Raw genomic sequence first — 16601 nt, forward strand, 5'->3', positions numbered from 1 at the left:
ACCCGTCGGCCGCCGTCGGCCCGGTTTCCGGACGACACCCGCGCAGCCTCCGGCCGCCGTCGGCTCGGCCCCGGGCGGCCGGAGGCCCGGCCCCCGGCCGCCGCCCCGCTCAGCCCTCGGCGACACCCGCCAGCTGCATCGGACGCCCGCCCTCCGCGGTCCCCGCAGCGGCGGTCTCCTCGCCCCGCGGCGCCACCAGCAGGTGCCGCAGCGAGGCCAGCACGACCAGTCCGAGCCCGGCCCCGACCACCGGCACCAGGAACCCGGTGGAGGGCCCGTGCCCGTCGATCAGCCGGCCGGCCGCCATCGAGCCGACCGCCAGTCCCAGCCCGATGGCGCCGGTCAGCCAGGTGAAGGCCTCGGTCTTGGCCCCGTCCGCGACCAGCGTCTCGACCAGGGTGTAGCCGCTGATCAGGGTCGGCGCGATGGCCAGTCCGCAGACCAGCCCGGCGACGGTCAGCGCGACCAGGTTGGGCATCGCCCACAGCACCGAGCAGCCCAGCACCAGCAGCGCGTAGCTGAACAGCATCCGCTGCTGCACCGGCCGCCGCCAGGCGATCACGCCGTACAGCACGCCGGCCAGCATGGAGCCGCCGGCGAAGATCCCGTACACGGTGCCGCCGGCGTCGTGCTGCCCGACCGAGTCGGCGAAGGCGTTCACCGAGACCTGCATGCCGCCGAACACCGCGCCGACCCCGAGGAAGGTCCCGGCCAGCAGCCGGACGCCGGGGGAGGCGAGCGCCGAGGCGCGCCTGGTGCCGGGCTGCGGCACGATCCGGGCCGGGGCGGTGCCCCGCTGGGCGGCGAAGGCCAGGCCGCCGACGAGGGTCAGCGCGGCCTCGGCGACCAGGGCGGTGGCCGGGTTGGCGAGGGCGGCGATGCCGGAGGCCAGGATCGGGCCGATCACGAAGGTGAACTCGTCCGTCACGGACTCGAAGGCGAAGGCGGTGCTCACCCGGGCCGCGGAGGCGTCGGAGGCGCCGTCGGCGGTGAACCTGGCGACCCAGCGGGCCCGGACCATCGCGCCGACCTGCGGCACGCTCGCACCGGCCGGCACCGCGGCCAGGAACAGGCTCCAGGCGGGCGCGTGGCCGAGCGCGAGGGCGATCAGCACGCCGACCGAGACGGCGTGCACCAGCACGGTCGGGACGAGCACCGAGGCCTGGCCGTAGCGGTCGGCGAGCCGCCCGGTCTGCGGCCCGATCAGGGCCTGGGCGACGGCGGCGACCGCGGTGACCGTACCGGCGGTGCCGTACGAGCCGTGGGTCTGCGTGACGAGCAGCAGGATGCCCATGCTGAGCATCGCGTACGGCAGTCGCGCGACGAGGGCGGGGGACAGGAACGTCCAGGCCCCGGGCGTGCGCAGCAGCTCGCCGTACCCGACGCGGGCGGGGGCGGGAGCTGCGGGGGTGGCCGCGGGGTGCGCGGCGGTGTCGACCGTTCGGCGCGCCGTCACGGTCGGTCCTTCCTGCTGCCTGGTAGCGCGGCAGGGCATGGTGTGGCCCCGACGGCGCCGAGAGTCGTCCTCTCGCGCGTCGACCGGGGTAGATACCGGGTCGGTCCGGCGTGGTGGCCGGGGGCCGGACCGCGGCCGCCGAGCGGTCGCGCCAACTCTGCGTCAGGCAGATGCTGGGGTGGTCTAGCGGTGGTTATACGGCGTGGTCGAACCAGCATACAGTTACGCGCGTAGACACCGCCAGCCCACCCCGGCCCGCAGGCCCGTCAGGGCCCCGGACCAAGGCGGACCGAGGAGAGCCGGGACGGACCGGGGCGGGCCCGCAGGCCCGTCCGGGGACCCTGGGCCGGGGCGGGCCCGGCGCCCGTCACCGCCCGTTCAGCCACCCCGCGAGCTTGCCGCCCTTGTCCACGGCCCGCAGCCGCCGCTCGGCGGCCTCGCCGACCTCGTCCGTGGTGACCACCAGCAGTTCGTCGCCGGCCCGCAGCACCGTCGCCTTGTCCGGCACGAAGGAGTTCCCCTCGCGCACGACCAGGGTGACCGCGGCCCCCTTGGGCAGCCGCAGTTCGCTGATCTCCACGCCGGACATCTTCGAGGTGGGGGAGAGCGCGACCGACAGCAGGTGTCCGTGCAGCTTCTCCAGCGGGGCGGACTCGATGCCCAGGTCCTGGCCCATGTCGCCCTCGTCGATCCGCAGCCGCTTGGCCACCCAGGGCAGGGTCGGCCCCTGGAGCAGGGTGAAGACGACGACCAGGATGAAGACGATGTTGAAGACGTCCTCGGCCCGGTGCGCGCCGGACACCACCGGGATGGTGGCCAGCACGATGGGCACCGCCCCGCGCAGCCCGGCCCAGCTCAGCAGCGCCTGCTCGCGGGCCGGCACCTTGAAGGGGGTCAGCGAGAGCATCACCGACAGCGGCCGGGCCAGGAACACCAGCACCCCGCCGATCACCAGCGCGGGCACCACCGCGTCGCCCATGGTCTCGGGCGTGACGAGCAGCCCGAGCAGCACGAACATGCCGATCTGCCCGATCCACGCGAGCCCGTCGGCGAAGCCGCGGACGGCCGGGCCGTGCGGCAGCTTGGAGTTCCCGAGGATCACCGCGCTGATGTAGACGGCGAGGAAGCCGGAGCCGTGCAGCAGCGCGCCGCCGGCGTACGCGAGCACGGTGAGCGCCATCACGGCGATCGGGTAGAGGCCCGAGGAGGGCAGGGCGACGTGCTTGAGCCCGTAGGCCCCTATCTTTCCGACGGCCAGGCCTATGACGGCGCCGATGGCCAGCTCGGCGACGATCGTGCCGATCAGGACGTACCAGGAGTCCAGTTCCCCGGTGGTGGCGAAGGCGACGACCAGGATGACCACGGGCGCGTCGTTGAAGCCGGACTCGGCCTCCAGCAGGCCGGTGAGCCGGTGCGGCAGCGGGACCATCCGCAGCACGGAGAAGACGGCGGCCGCGTCGGTCGAGGAGACGATGGCGCCGAGCAGCAGCGAGGTGCGCCAGTCCAGGCCGACCAGCCAGTGGGCGCCGGCCGCGGTGGCGAACACGCTGACGCCGACGCCGAGGGTGGCGAGCACGGTCGCGGCGGGCATCACGGGCTTGATCTCGCGCCAGCTGGTCTTGAGGCCGCCCTCGGCCAGGATCACCACGAGCGCCGCGTAGCCGAGCACCTGGGTGAGCTCCGCGTTGTTGAACGTGACACCGATCCCGTTCTGGCCCAGCGCCACGCCGATCCCCAGATAGATCAGCAGGCTGGGCAGCCCTGATCGGGTGGAGAGACGTACGGCGCCCACCGCGAACAGCAGGATCACGGAGGACTCGAGCAGGAGCTGGTTCAGATGGGAGATGTTCACGCAGGGGCACCTCGGGCAGGCAGGGGCGGACGGGGTGTCTGGTGGTGCTGTGGGGTGACCCGTTAAGAAGTCGTCAATGCTCCCCTTGCGGATCGTTACGCAGTCTAACATTTTGCCATATCTTTAGCTTGGTCCCCCGTTCACGGTGCCCGGCCGACTCGGCCTAATGTGGTGCCCTGTCACGGCCGCAGGCCCTGGACACGCCCGCCCGCCCCGAAGTCAGGACCGCAAGGACCCAGATGCCCCGCTCGAAGAAGTTCCGGCGCGCCCGTCTGATCGTGATCGTGCTGGTCGTGCTGTTGGTGGCCGGTGCCGGCTACGGCGGCTACCGCGGGGTCTCCGCGGTCCGCGCCTCCTTCCCGGAGGTCGACGGCAGCGTGAAGGTCGCGGGCCTGAGCGCGCCCGTCGACGTCAAGCGGGACGCGAACGGCATCCCGCAGCTGTACGCCGACACCGACGAGGACCTGTTCCGCGCCCAGGGCTACGTCCAGGCGCAGGACCGTTTCTGGGAGATGGACGTCCGCCGGCACATCACCGCCGGCCGGCTCTCCGAGATGTTCGGCGACAGCCAGGTCGACACCGACACCTTCATCCGCACCATGGGCTGGCGGCAGGTGGCGCAGAAGGAGTTCGACACCAAGCTCTCGCCGGAGACCAAGAAGTACCTCCAGGCCTACTCGGACGGTGTGAACGCCTGGCTCTCCGAGCACCCCGGCGGCGCGAAGGCCTCGCTGGAGTACGGCCTGCTCGGCGTCGTCAACGGCGGCTACCGGCCCGAGCAGTGGTCCCCGGTCGACTCGGTGGCCTGGCTCAAGGCGATGGCCTGGAACCTCTCCGGGAACCTCCAGGAGGAGATCGACCGCTCGCTGCTGGCCCAGGACTTCGGCCCGGACAAGATCGCCGAGCTGTACCCGGACTACCCGTACGCCCGCAACGGCACCATCGTGAAGACCGGCGCGGTGACCGGCGACAACTACCGCCCCGCGGACGGCTCCCCGCAGTCCGGCACGCCCGCCGGAACGGCCGCCACCGCCCAGGGCGCGGCCACCACCAAGGCGATGCTGCAGAGCCTGACGGACCGGGTCGACGCGATGCCGCAGCTGCTCGGCCGCCCCGGCCAGGGCATCGGTTCCAACTCCTGGGTGGTCGCGGGCTCGCACACCACCACCGGCAAGCCGCTGCTGGCCAACGACCCGCACCTGGGCCCCGGCCTGCCCTCGGTCTGGTACCAGATGGGCCTGCACTGCCGGACCAGCTCCCCGGCCTGCCAGTTCGACGTCTCCGGCTTCACCTTCGCGGGCATGCCCGGCGTGGTCATCGGCCACAACAAGGACATCGCCTGGGGCTTCACCAACCTCGGCGCCGACGTCACCGACCTCTTCCTGGAGAAGGTCACCGGCCCGGAGACCTACCAGGTGGACGGCAAGGACGTGAAGTTCGACCTCCGCAAGGAGACCATCAAGGTCGCCGGCGGGGAGGACCGCACCATCACCGTCCGCACCACCCAGACCGGCGCCCCGCTCATCTCCGACCAGAGCACCGAGCAGCAGAACGTCGGCAAGTACGCCCCCAACGGCCCCTCCGCCCCGGACCGCGGCACCAGCGGCTACGGCGTCGCCCTGCAGTGGACGGCGCTCAGCCCCGGCAAGACCATGGACGCCGTCTTCGAGCTGGACAAGGCGAAGAACTGGGACGAGTTCCGCGCCGCCGCCAAGGACTTCACCGTCCCCGCGCAGAACCTGATCTACGCCGACGCCAAGAACATCGGCTACCAGGCTCCGGGCACCATCCCGGTCCGCGGCAAGGGCGACGGCACCCTCCCGGCGCTGGGCTGGGACTCCGCGTACCAGTGGAAGGACCCGATCCCCTTCAACGCGCTGCCGTGGAGCCTCAACCCCTCGGCGGGCTACATCGTCACCGCCAACCAGGCCGTGGTGGACCCGAGCTACAAGTACAACCTCACCAAGGACTGGGAGTACGGCACCCGCGCCAAGGAGATCACCGACCAGATCGAGGGCCTGCTCAAGAACAACGGCAAGATCTCGCCGGACGACATGCAGACCCTCCAGCTGGACAACACCAGCGTGATGGCCAAGACGCTGGTCCCGCTGCTGCTCAAGCAGCCGGTCAGCGACCCGTACGTGCGCGAGGCCCAGGACCTGCTGAAGGACTGGAACTTCCACCAGGACGCCGACTCGGCCGCCGCCGCCTACTACAACGGCGTCTGGCGCCAGCTGCTGATCCTCGCCTTCGGCCAGAAGTTCCCGGCCGACCTGCGGGCCAAGGACAACTGCCTGCTGGTCCGCCAGCAGGACGACCCCACCAAGCCGGACAGCGCCACCAAGATCGTCACCGAGTGCGGCACCCGGGAACCGGGCAAGGCCCAGCCGGACGGCGGCGACCGCTGGACCGAGGTCGTGCGCCAGCAGCTGGAGAAGCCCGACAGCTCGTGGTGGACGTACATCGACGACCAGCACAAGGAGCAGAAGGGCCTGGACAACCTGCTCCAGGAGGCGATGAAGAACGCCCGCCAGGAGCTGACCTCGCTGCTCAGCAAGGACGTCTCCACCTGGAGCTGGGGCCGCCTGCACAAGCTGGAGCTGCGCGAGCAGACCCTCGGCACCGACGACTCCTCGATCGCCTCCGGCGCGGTGCACAAGCTGCTCAACCGCGGCCCGTACCGGCTCTCCGGCGGCTCGGCGGCGGTCGACGCGGCCGGCTGGAACGCGGCGGCCGGCTACCAGGTGGACTGGATCCCGTCGATGCGCATGGTGGTCGACCTGAACGACCTCGACTCCTCGCGCTGGGTCAACGTCGGCGGCGCCTCCGGCCACGCCTTCCACGACAACTACAACGACCAGACCGACCTCTGGCTCAAGGGCAAGCTGCTGACCTGGGCCTACACGCCGGACGCGGTCGAGAAGGCCACCAAGCACAAGCTGGTGCTCACCACCGGCTGACGCCCGTACGGCCCGGACACCGGCGGCCCCGTTCCCCCCGAGGGAGCGGGGCCGCCGCCGTCTCACCCGAGCCTGCGCACCCCCGAGGGCAGCACCGCCAGGTCCACCGGCCGGTCGTGCGGTTCGGCCGGCACCCGCTCCAGCAGCTCGTGCTCGTACAGCAGCACCGCCAGCACCGGCCGCGCCCCCGCCCGCGCCAGCCGGGCCAGCACCCGGTCGTAGCTGCCGCCGCCCCGGCCCAGCCGCAGCCCGGAGCGGTCCACCGCCAGGCCCGGCAGCAGCACCACCGCGGCCCGCGCGACCGCCTCCGGGCCGAGCCGCGGACCGACCGGCTCCAGCAGCCCGCGCCCGGCCGGGGCCAGCGCGTCCGGCCCCGCGTACGCGGCCCAGTCCAGGTCGTTGTCCGGCAGCAGCACCGGCAGCAGCACCCGGACCCCGCGCGCCCGCAGCGCGTCCAGCAGCGGCCTGGTCCCGGGCTCGGCGCCCACCGAGACGTACGCGGCCACCGTGGCGCCGGGGGCGGCCAGCTCCCCGGCGTGCCCGGCCAGCGCGTCGGCCGCCGCCGCCCGCTCCTCGGCGGCCAGTTCGCGCCGCCGCGACAACAGCCGTGTCCTCAGGCCGCTCTTCTCGTTGGGCATCCGATCCTCGTTCATCCGATCCTCCTGGCCTCCGCACCGCCGACGCGCAGAGCCTGACACGCGAAGGGGCACCCCCCATTGACCACCCCGCTGCTGGTCCAGGCCCTGGCCGCACTCGGCGTCCCCGCACTGGCCGGCGCCACCGCCCTCGGACTGCGCGGCCGCCGGGAGCGGGCCCGGGCCGCCGCCGGGGCGCAGCGGCTGCGCGGGCGGATCGCCGAACTGGAGGAGCGCTGCGCCGACCTGGAGCGCACCGCCTCCTGCGACCCGCTCACCGGCGTGTGGAACTACCGCCACCTCCAGCTCACCCTGGACCGGGAGATCGAACGGGCCCGTCGCGCCGAGCACACCGGACAGGCCGACGGCCCGCGCCCGCTCGCCGTGCTGATGCTCGCCATCAGCGGCTTCGACGCGGTCGTCGCCGAGCACGGCCGGGGCCGGGCGGGTGCGGTGCTGCGCGACCTCGCCCAGCGGCTCGCGATGGAGATCCGCCGGGCCGACACCCTCGGCCGCTACGGCGGCGAGGAGTTCCTGGTGGTGCTCCCGGACACCGGCGCCGAGGGCGCCGCCCAGGTCGCCGAGCGGCTGGTCTGGTCGGTCCGCCGGCACCTGCTGCTGGACTGGTCCTCCGGCCCGCGCGAGTCCCGCCCCGCCGCCGGCAACGGCCTGACCGCCGCCGCCGGCATCGCCGTGCTGCCCGAGAACGGCACCCACGCGGCCGTCCTGCTGCGCGCCGCCGACACGGCGCTCGCCGCGGCCCGGGCGGCCGGCGGCGACTGCTGGCGGCTCTCGGCCCGGCCGCCCGGGGAGTCCGGGGAGCCCCGCGCCGACCGCTCCGAACAGGCCGCTCGCACGCCCGATCACGGAACGGATGCCGAACGTGACCGTACGGAAAAGGCGGGTAGTGTGTCGGCCTGTGTCGGCCGGGACCCGTTCGCCCAGCCGGTCGCGACCCATACGACTGCCACCGCGGCCGGGCCCAGCGACGTGCTGTCCTAGCCGTCCGCCCGTACTCGGCCGGGCGAAAACGTGCCTGAGTAAGGTGAACGCATGACGACGACCAACCCCCGAGTTCCGGTGACCAAGGCCGTGGTGCCCGCGGCCGGACTGGGCACCCGCTTCCTTCCGGCGACCAAGGCCACCCCGAAGGAGATGCTCCCGGTCGTCGACAAGCCGGCGATCCAGTACGTCGTCGAGGAGGCCTCCGCCGCGGGCCTGTCCGACATACTGATGGTCACCGGGCGCAACAAGCGGGCCCTGGAGGACCACTTCGACCGCGCCTACGAGCTGGAGGAGCTGCTGGTCCGCAAGGGCGACGAGCAGCGCCTGGCCCGGGTCCGCGAGTCCGTCGAGCTGGCCAACATGCACTACGTCCGCCAGGGCGACCCGAAGGGCCTCGGCCACGCCGTCTCGGTCGCCGAGCAGCACGTCGCCGGCCAGCCCTTCGCCGTCCTGCTCGGCGACGACCTGATCGACCCGCGCGACCCGCTGCTCTCCCGGATGATCGAGGTGCAGCAGCAGCTCGGCGGCTCGGTCGTCGCCCTGATGGAGGTCGACCCCTCCCAGATCCACCTCTACGGCTGCGCCGCCGTCAAGGCGAACGGCTTCGGCGAGGACGTCTTCCAGGTGACCGACCTGGTCGAGAAGCCCGAGCCCGGCGAGGCCCCGTCGAGCTACGCCGTGATCGGCCGCTACGTCCTCGACCCGCTGGTCTTCGACGTGCTGCGGGAGACCCCGCCCGGCCGCGGCGGCGAGATCCAACTGACCGACGCCCTGCGCGAGCTGACCAACCGCGAGGCGGCGGACGGCGGGCAGGTGCACGGCGTGCTCTTCAAGGGCCGCCGCTACGACACCGGCGACCGCGCCGACTACCTGCGCGCTATCGTCCGTCTGGCCGCCGAACGCGAGGACCTGGGCCCGGAGTTCCGCTCCTGGCTGCGGGAGTTCGTCGGCTCCGAGATGCAGGACTGACGCAGGACCACGACCGAGGGAGCGAGCCGCCGATGACCGGGTCCACCGAGCACAGCACCATGCCCAGCGCCTGCTGCGACGCCGGAGCGGACCCGGCCCCGGCGGCCCCCCGCCTCTGGACGGTGGACGAGCACCTCGCCGACGTGCTGGCCGCGGTCGGCCCGCTGCCCGCGATCGAGCTCCAGCTGCTGGAGGCCCGCGGCTGCCGGCTCGAGGAGGACGTGGTCGCCGACGGCGACCTGCCGCCCTTCGACAACAGCTCGATGGACGGCTACGCGGTCCGCACCGCCGACACCGAGGGCGCCACCGACACCTACCCGTCGGTGCTCTCGGTGGTCGGCGACATCGCGGCCGGCGCCGACGCGCTGCCCAGGGTCGGCCCCGGCCAGGCCGCCCGGATCATGACCGGCGCCCCGATGCCGCCCGGCGCCCAGGCCGTCGCCCCGGTCGAGTGGACCGACGGCGGCACCGGCACCGGGGTGGCCGCCGCCGCGATGACCGCGCCGGTCCCGGACGAGGAGGTCCGGGTGCTGCGCCCGGTCGCCGCGGGCGCGCACATCCGCCGCCGCGGCAGCGACGTCGCGGCCGGCGTCCGGGTGCTGGAGGCCGGCACCCGGCTCGGCCCCGCCCAGCTCGGCCTGCTCGCCGCGATCGGCCGGCCCACCGTGAAGGTCCGCCCCCGCCCCCGGGTCGTGGTGCTGTCCACCGGCAGCGAGCTGGTCCAGCCCGGCGAGCCGGTCGGCCCCGGGCAGATCGCCGACTCCAACAGCTTCGCCCTCACCGCGGCCGCCCAGGACGCCGGCGCCATCGCCTTCCGGGTCGGCGCCGTCCCGGACGACGCCGACCGGCTGCGCGCCGTCCTGGAGGACCAGCTCGGCCGGGCCGACCTGATCGTCACCAGCGGCGGGGTCAGCGTCGGCGCGTACGACGTGGTCAAGGAGGTCTTCGAGTCCTACGGCGGGGTCGACTTCCGGCGGCTGCGGATGCAGCCCGGCAAGCCGCAGGGCTTCGGCCGGATCGGCGGCGCGGCCGGGGTGCCGCTGCTCGCCCTGCCCGGCAACCCGGTGAGCGCCTACATCTCCTTCGAGCTCTTCGTCCGCCCGGTCATCCGCACCATGCTCGGCGCCGCCGACGTGCACCGCCCGGTCGTCCGCGCGCTCTGCCCGTCCCCGCTGCGCTCCCCGGCCGGCCGCCGGCAGTTCCTGCGCGGCCGCTACTCGGTGGCCGACGGCACGGTCGAGCCGGTCGGCGGCGCCGGGTCGCACCTGGTGGGCGCGCTGGCCCGGGCCGACTGCCTGATCACCGTCCCCGAGGAGACCACCGAACTGCCGGCCGGCAGCGAGGTGGACGTGGTGTTGCTGGACGCCTGATCGGCCCCCGGGACCGGGGAACGGTACGGTAGCGCGGTATTCGACCTGCGCGCCCCTGGAGTTACCCGTGACGACACCTCCCCCCGGCGACCGCCTCACCCACGTCGACGACCAGGGCGCGGCCCGGATGGTCGACGTGTCCGAGAAGGCCGCCACCGCGCGCACCGCCGTGGCGGCCGGCCGGGTGCGGGTCTCCCCGCAGGTGGTCCACCTGCTGCGCGGCGAGGGCGTGCCCAAGGGCGACGCCCTCGCGGTGGCCCGGATCGCCGGGATCATGGGCGCCAAGAAGACCCCGGAGCTGATCCCGCTCTGCCACCCGATCGCGGTCTCCGGCGTCAAGGTCGACCTCGCCGTCGCGGACGACGCGGTCGAGATCACCGCCACCGTGAAGACCGCCGACCGCACCGGCGTCGAGATGGAGGCGCTGACCGCCGTCGCGGTGGCCGGGCTGACCGTCGTCGACATGGTCAAGGCGGTGGACAAGGGCGCCACGATCGAGTCCGTCCGGGTGCTGAGCAAGACCGGCGGCAAGAGCGGCGACTGGTTCGCCCCGGAGGTGGCGCAGTGAGGGCCCTGGCGGTCACCGTCTCCAACCGGGCCTCGGCCGGGGTCTACGAGGACCGGGGCGGCCCGCTGCTGGTGGCCGGCCTGACCGCGATGGGCTTCACCGCCGACGGCCCCCGGGTCGTCCCGGACGGCGAGCCGGTGGAGGCCGTGCTGCGCGAGGCCGTCGCGGCCGGCTACGACGTGGTGCTGACCACCGGCGGCACCGGCATCTCGCCGATGGACCTCACCCCCGAGATGACCGCCCGGGTGATCGACCGCCAGGTCCCCGGCATCGCCGAGGCCGTCCGCGCGTACGGCCGGGAGAAGGTGCCGACCTCGGCGCTCTCCCGCGGGCTCGCCGGCCTCGCCGGACGTACCCTGATCGTCAACCTGCCGGGCTCGACCGGCGGCGTCAGGGACGGCCTCGCCGTCCTGGAGCCGCTGCTCGCCCACGCCGTCGACCAGCTCGGCGGCGGGGACCACCCCCGGACCGACGCCCCGGCACCCGGGGCTCCAGCATCCAGGAGAGGGCACTGAACGCCGGCTGGCCGGTAGAACTCCACGAGGGTGAGGTTGTGCTGCGCCCCATCCGGGCCCGCGACCAGCGCGAGTGGCAGGAGGTGAGCCGCCGCAACCGGGACTGGCTGCGCCGCTGGGAGGCCACCGTGCCGCCCGGCCCGGCGGGCCAGGCGGCCGGCGCCCGGCCGACCTACCGGCAGATGGTCCGCTTCCTGCGCGGCGAGGCCTCGGCCGGCCGGATGCTGCCCTTCGTCGTGGTCCACAAGGGCCAGCTGGTCGGCCAGTTGACCGTCGGCGGGATCACCTGGGGATCGATGTGCTCGGCGAACATCGGGTACTGGGTGGACGAGGAGGTGGCCGGCCGGGGCATCATCCCGACCGCCGTGGCCCTTTCGGTGAACTACTGCTTCCGCACGCTCGGACTGCACCGGATCGAGGTCTGCATCCGCCCGGAGAACGGCCCGAGCCGACGGGTGGTGGAAAAGCTCGGCTTCCGCTCGGAGGGAATCCGTCCGCGCTATCTCCACATCGACGGCGACTGGCGCGACCACCTCGTCTACGCGCTGACCGACGAGGAGGTCCCGGAGGGGATGCTGGAGCGCTGGCGCGCGCTCAGTTCCGGGCGCGGGACACGTAATTGAATGTATGTTCGAAAGAAATATCGATATGGCATCGTCGGGGCACCGGACCCGCACAAATAGCGGCAAAATAGTCGGAGAATCAGCTTGATCACACGACACGCCGCACCAAATTGCTGCCAGGCCTTCCCCGGCGCCCGTACGGTGTGAATCGTGAGCAGTAGCGGCCTTATCTACGCCGTCATCGTAGGGGCCTGGGCCGCCTATCTGGTGCCGATGTGGCTCCGCAGGCAGGACGAACTCAACGAGGCGCGCCCGACGGAACGCTTCAGCACCGCCATCCGCCTGCTGGCCGGGCGTTCGGGGCTGGAGCGGCGGGCAGCCCGGGCCCTGGGTGACGAACCGCGTGACGAGCAGAGCGACGACGGTCCTCCCGAACGGGACGAGACCGCCTCCGGCGACCCCGCACGGGAGCCCGAACCCCCGGTGCAGCGCCCGGCCGAGCGGCCGGGCCCCGAACCGCGGGCCGGCACCGAGCGCCGGGCGCGGCTGCTGGCCCGCCGGCGCCGGATGGTCACCGCCCTCTTCCTCTCCTTCGCGCTCGGCGCGGTGGTCGCCGCGGTGGCCGGACTCGCCTTCCTCTGGGTCCCGGCGGTCCCGGCGGTCCTCCTCACCCTGTACATCGGTCACCTGCGACGCCTGGAGCGCCAGCGGTACGAGGTGAAGCTCGACCGGGTCCGGGCCGCCCAGGCCGCCGAGCGGCTGCGCAAGCGCGAGCAGCAGCGCGCCGAGGCCCGGCCGCCGGCCGGCGCCCCGGCCGAGGCCCCCGCCGCGGAGCCGGCCCCGGCCGCGCCCGCCGGGGAGCGGCCCGCGCGCCGTTCCCACCTGCGGCTGGCCGCCGACCCCGAGCAGGCCACCGTCTCGGTGCCCTCCGCCTCCGCGGTGGCCGAGGCGACCGAGCACGAGGAGTGGGTCGACGGCATGCGCGAGCGCGGCGCGGCCGGGCCGGACTCCTGGGAGCCGGTGCCCGTCCCGCTGCCGACCTACGTGACCGCCCCGGTCGCCCCCCGGGTCTCCCGCGGCCTCGACCTGTCGGCCCCCGGCACCTGGACCGCCGGGCGCCCCGCCGAGTCCCGCAAGACCCCGCTCTTCGACCAGTACGCCGAGCCCCAGGCTCCCGAGTCGCGCCCGCGCGCGGCCAACGAGTGACAGGGGCCGGGGGCCGGCCCCCGGCCCGCCCGTACGCCGCGACGCACCCACCCGATGCCGCCCCGCCCGCCACCGCGGGCGGGGCGGCCCGCGTTCGGGGCGAGCCCCCTGGCCACCCCGGCCGGCACCGTGATCCGGGGGTGGTCACGGACCCCCTCCGAAAGGTGCTAGAGTTTCTTCTCGTTGGGGCTGTGGCGCAGTCCGGTAGCGCACCTCGTTCGCATCGAGGGGGTCAGGGGTTCGAATCCCCTCAGCTCCACCCAACAGACCGGCTCCGGCCGGTCGACGAAATCCCGCCGGGAGGCAACTCCCGGCGGGATTTCGCGTTTTGGGGTCCCGGCCCGGTGCCGACCCCGACCCGGGGCCTGGTGTGGGGGAGGTCACATCGCCCCTCCGGGCCCGTTTCTGACGCGGTTTGGGGCTCAGGGGGGTCGGTTATGGTGGGTGGGCCCAGACGGCGACGAGGGAACGATCTGGTCTATCTCGACGGGGTGCCATCGCGGTGCGCGAGTTCGGTCTGAAACGGTGGGTGCGGCGGTCCGGTCCGGAAGGGTCCGGCGACGCGGCGGAAACCGGAAGGCCGAATTCCTGGACCCTTCCGGCGGCCTGTGTGGCGGCGGTTTCACTGGCGGTGTTCGCCTGGTTCCGGCACGTCCACGGGGCCACCATGGTCGACATGCTGGTCTACCGGGCCGAGGGCCAGGCGGTGGTCCGCGGCGAGGACCTGTACGCGATGCGGCTGCCCGGCTGGGACCTGCCGGCCACCTACCCGCCGTTCGCGGCGATGCTCTTCGTGCCGAGCACCTGGTTCGACGTGAGCACCCTGCGCGTCCTGGTGATGCTCCTCAACTACGCGCTGCTCGCCGTGGCCGTGCACCTGTCGCTCAAGCTGGCCGGCTGGCCCAAGCAGCACCGCGCGGCCGTGGTGGTCCTGGCCACCGGCCTCGGCGTCTGGCTGGAGCCGGTCTTCACCACCTTCCAGTACGGCCAGGTCAACCTCGGCATACTCTGCCTGGTCCTGTGGGACCTGACCCGGCCGGACAGCCACCGCCTCAAGGGCGTGGGTATCGGCCTGGCCACCGCCATCAAGATCACCCCGGGCCTGTTCGCCGTCTACCTGTTCCTGACCGGCCGGGTCCGGGCCGCCTTCGTCTCGGCCGGCACCTTCCTGGCGGCGGGCCTGATCGGCTGGGCCCTCCTGCCCGACGCCTCGTACGGGTTCTGGACCACCTACCTCTGGGACCCGAGCCGGGTCGGCGTGACCGTCCTGGTGGACAACCAGTCGCTGCGCGGCGCCGTCTGCCGGCTGCTCGACGTCAACGACCCCGGCCTGGTCGGGGTCGTCGCCTCGGCGCTGGTCGCGGTGTTCGGGCTCGGGGTGGCGGTGCTGGCCGGCCGCTCGGCGCGGGTGCTGCGGCGGGCCGACGCCTGGGGCGCGGTCTGCGCCGCGCTCACCGCGCTGCTGGTCTCGCCGATCAGCTGGACCCACCACTGGGTCTGGTGTATCCCGCTGCTCGCCCTGCTGGCGGTGGAGGCCAGGACCACGGCCCGGCGGGTGCTGTTCGGCGTGACCGCGGCGGTCTTCCTCTCCCACGTGATGTGGGCGGTGCCGCACCGCTGGGGCCGCGGGGTCGCCTGGTACTGGCAGCTGCCCGGCGCGATCTACCCGCCGATCGCGATCGCCGTCCTGGTCGTCCTGGGCGTGCGGCTGTACCGCGCCCGGCGGCAGGCCGTGGACGCCGCAGGCGGCGGGGCCCTGACCCTGCTGACCGCCAGGCTGGACCGCGACCCCGCGCTGACGAACCGGACCTGACGGACCGGACCCACGGACCCCAGACCGGACGGACCAGACCAGACGTGACCACCCAGACCGCACCCCCGCCGCCGGCCGCCGCCGGGCCCGCCGTCCGCCGGATGGCCGCGGCCGTCCTGCTCGGCCCCGCCCGGCGCACCGCGCTGCTCACCGCGCTCTGCTTCGCGGTGACCTGCGCCATCGGCCTGCAGGGCTGGACGTCCGTCTCGCTCGGCGGCTTCGACCTCGGCATCTTCGACCAGGGCGTGCGCGGCTACGCCCACTTCGGGCTGCCCGTCTCGACGCTGAAGAGCTTCCACCACGAGTTCCCGCCCGGCTTCTCGCTGCTGGGCGACCACTTCTCGCTGGTGCTGGCGCTGCTCGCGCCGCTGTACTGGATCTGGGACGACCCGCGCTCGCTGATCATCGGACAGTCGCTGCTGTTCGCGGCCGGCGTGCCGCTGATCCGGCGGATCGCCGGGTACGCCTTCGCCGGCGCCGAGCCGCGCACCGCCCGCCGGGCCGCCGACCTGGCCGGCCTGGTCTACGGGCTCGGCTGGCCGCTGCTGGTCGCCGCCCGGGTGGGCTTCCACGAGGTCGCCTTCGCGGTCCCGCTGACCCTGCTGATGCTGGAGCGCGGGCTGGCCCGCCGGTACGGCACGGTGCTGCTCGCCGCCCTGCTGCTGTGCTGCACCAAGGAGGACCTCGGCCTGATGGTCGGGGCGTACGGGCTGGTGCTGCTGCTGCGCACCCGCCGAACCGACGACCGGGCGGGCCGCCGCACCGGCCTGGGACTGCTGCTGGGCGGGCCGGTCGCCTCGGCCGCCGCCATCACCTGGCTGATCCCGGCGATGGGCGGGGAGCCGGGCTACTACTGGAACTACGGCTCGCTCGGCACGGACGGCGGCGACGCGCTGCGCAACCTGCTGCACGACCCGTTCCTGCTGGTGCAGGCCGCCTTCGACCAGCCGCTCAAGCCGCTGCTGCTGCTGTGGCTGTTCGGCACCATGCTGCTGCTGCCGCTGCGCTCGGCCACCGTGCTGTGCGCGGTGCCGCTGCTGGCCGAACGGATCCTGTCCAGCAACCCCAACCACTGGTCGATCGCCCGGCACTACGACTCGCTGCTGTGGCCGGTCCTGCTCACCGCCGCGATCGAGGTGCTGGGCCGGCTGAGCGCCACCGGGCGGCCGGAGCGGAGCCTGCGGCGGGCCCGCCGGCTGGGCCTCGGCGCGGCCGGCATCGCGCTGGTGGCCGCGGTGCCGATCGGGCTGGTGCCGCTGGTCCTGCCGTCCTCCTGGGCGCCCAAGCCGAGCGAGGCGGCGCTGGTCCGGGCGGCCGCGCTGATCCCGGACGGGGCGTCCGTCGAGGCGGACAACCAGATCGCGCCGCGGCTGACCGCCCGGACGGACGTGGTGCTGGTGGACGGCACACCGCGCGGGCGCGAGTACGTGCTCACCCGGGGCGACAAGCGGTCCTTCCCGTTCAAGACGGACAAGGAGCAGGCCGAGCGGATCCAGCTGCTGCTGGCGCACGGCTACCGGCAGCTGTGGGCCGAGGACGGGGTCGTGCTGCTGCACCGGGAGGGCGACGAGCCGATCCCCGGCGAGCACGTGCCGGGGCCGGGCAGCAAGCCGGTCCAGGACGAGGTCCCGACCGACGTCGGACACAACCTGTTCCGCGGCTGAGCGCGGGGCCCGGACACGCCGGAGG

General features: G+C 73.9%; 13 protein-coding genes and 1 tRNA gene. 11 read left to right on the forward strand and 3 right to left on the reverse strand.

Going from position 1 to position 16601, the window contains the following annotated elements; all coding sequences use genetic code 11:
• Nucleotides 1-109: 109 nt before the first annotated feature.
• Together AMK13_RS04340 and AMK13_RS04345 are read right to left on the reverse strand one after the other, a co-directional pair.
• Nucleotides 110-1456, reverse strand: a complete 1347-nt coding sequence (locus AMK13_RS04340; RefSeq protein WP_380718803.1) for an MFS transporter — start codon at nucleotides 1454-1456, stop codon at nucleotides 110-112.
• A 367-nt stretch (nucleotides 1457-1823) separates the two neighbouring features.
• Entirely contained in the window at nucleotides 1824-3308 is a 1485-nt protein-coding gene (locus AMK13_RS04345; RefSeq protein ID WP_074001261.1) for a potassium/proton antiporter, read from the reverse strand.
• Between the two features lie 239 nt (nucleotides 3309-3547).
• Here AMK13_RS04345 and AMK13_RS04350 point away from each other — a divergent pair, with 239 nt between their 5' ends.
• Nucleotides 3548-6268 carry a penicillin acylase family protein gene (locus AMK13_RS04350; RefSeq protein ID WP_049654521.1) on the forward strand — a complete coding sequence of 907 codons (2721 nt, stop codon included), beginning with the start codon at nucleotides 3548-3550 and terminating at the stop codon, nucleotides 6266-6268.
• A 62-nt stretch (nucleotides 6269-6330) separates the two neighbouring features.
• On the opposite strand, the gene AMK13_RS04355 is transcribed toward AMK13_RS04350, so the two are convergent.
• Entirely contained in the window at nucleotides 6331-6921 is a 591-nt protein-coding gene (locus AMK13_RS04355) for a 5-formyltetrahydrofolate cyclo-ligase (protein WP_074001262.1), read from the reverse strand.
• A gap of 63 nt (nucleotides 6922-6984) precedes the next feature.
• Between AMK13_RS04355 and AMK13_RS04360 the strand changes: the two genes are divergently transcribed.
• The 10 genes from AMK13_RS04360 to AMK13_RS04405 all read left to right on the forward strand — a co-directional run bounded on the left by AMK13_RS04360 (nucleotide 6985) and on the right by AMK13_RS04405 (nucleotide 16576).
• Nucleotides 6985-7905, forward strand: a complete 921-nt coding sequence (locus tag AMK13_RS04360) for a GGDEF domain-containing protein (RefSeq protein ID WP_074001263.1) — start codon at nucleotides 6985-6987, stop codon at nucleotides 7903-7905.
• 51 nt (nucleotides 7906-7956) lie between these two features.
• Nucleotides 7957-8877: a UTP--glucose-1-phosphate uridylyltransferase GalU gene (galU, locus tag AMK13_RS04365; protein ID WP_049660927.1), complete on the forward strand. Its 921-nt coding sequence runs from the start codon at nucleotides 7957-7959 to the stop codon at nucleotides 8875-8877.
• Between the two features lie 32 nt (nucleotides 8878-8909).
• A complete protein-coding gene (gene glp / locus AMK13_RS04370) occupies nucleotides 8910-10247 on the forward strand; it encodes a molybdotransferase-like divisome protein Glp (RefSeq protein WP_074001264.1) in 1338 nt (445 codons plus the stop codon).
• A 127-nt stretch (nucleotides 10248-10374) separates the two neighbouring features.
• The gene (gene moaC, locus AMK13_RS04375; protein ID WP_241852779.1) at nucleotides 10375-10815 is read left to right on the forward strand and encodes a cyclic pyranopterin monophosphate synthase MoaC; all 441 of its coding nucleotides are present in this window, start codon (nucleotides 10375-10377) and stop codon (nucleotides 10813-10815) included.
• On the forward strand, nucleotides 10812-11330 hold the full coding sequence (locus tag AMK13_RS04380; protein WP_049660037.1) for a MogA/MoaB family molybdenum cofactor biosynthesis protein: 519 nt from the start codon (nucleotides 10812-10814) through the stop codon (nucleotides 11328-11330). Before moaC ends, AMK13_RS04380 begins: the two co-directional genes overlap by 4 nt.
• A 38-nt stretch (nucleotides 11331-11368) precedes the next feature.
• Nucleotides 11369-11953, forward strand: a complete 585-nt coding sequence (locus AMK13_RS04385) for a GNAT family N-acetyltransferase (protein WP_369808369.1) — start codon at nucleotides 11369-11371, stop codon at nucleotides 11951-11953.
• A 150-nt stretch (nucleotides 11954-12103) separates the two neighbouring features.
• The gene (gene sepX / locus AMK13_RS04390; RefSeq protein WP_074001266.1) at nucleotides 12104-13099 is read left to right on the forward strand and encodes a divisome protein SepX/GlpR; all 996 of its coding nucleotides are present in this window, start codon (nucleotides 12104-12106) and stop codon (nucleotides 13097-13099) included.
• A 185-nt stretch (nucleotides 13100-13284) separates the two neighbouring features.
• Nucleotides 13285-13358, forward strand: a tRNA-Ala gene (locus AMK13_RS04395).
• 351 nt (nucleotides 13359-13709) lie between these two features.
• Entirely contained in the window at nucleotides 13710-14912 is a 1203-nt protein-coding gene (locus AMK13_RS04400; RefSeq protein WP_074001267.1) for a glycosyltransferase 87 family protein, read from the forward strand.
• A gap of 44 nt (nucleotides 14913-14956) precedes the next feature.
• The gene (locus AMK13_RS04405; protein WP_241852753.1) at nucleotides 14957-16576 is read left to right on the forward strand and encodes a DUF2079 domain-containing protein; all 1620 of its coding nucleotides are present in this window, start codon (nucleotides 14957-14959) and stop codon (nucleotides 16574-16576) included.
• Nucleotides 16577-16601 lie beyond the last annotated feature (25 nt).

The organism is Streptomyces sp. CB02056 (genome assembly GCF_001905545.1).
In the GTDB taxonomy this organism is placed as follows: domain Bacteria; phylum Actinomycetota; class Actinomycetes; order Streptomycetales; family Streptomycetaceae; genus Kitasatospora.

Bases quoted from the DNA above. Each gene is read 5' to 3' on its own strand.
- glp (WP_074001264.1), top strand. From the start codon at position 8,910: ATGACCGGGTCCACCGAGCACAGCACCATGCCCAGCGCCTGCTGCGAC.
- AMK13_RS04350 (WP_049654521.1), top strand. From the start codon at position 3,548: ATGCCCCGCTCGAAGAAGTTCCGGCGCGCCCGTCTGATCGTGATCGTG.
- galU (WP_049660927.1), top strand. From the start codon at position 7,957: ATGACGACGACCAACCCCCGAGTTCCGGTGACCAAGGCCGTGGTGCCC.
- moaC (WP_241852779.1), top strand. From the start codon at position 10,375: ATGGTCGACGTGTCCGAGAAGGCCGCCACCGCGCGCACCGCCGTGGCG.
- AMK13_RS04355 (WP_074001262.1), bottom strand. From the start codon at position 6,921: ATGAACGAGGATCGGATGCCCAACGAGAAGAGCGGCCTGAGGACACGG.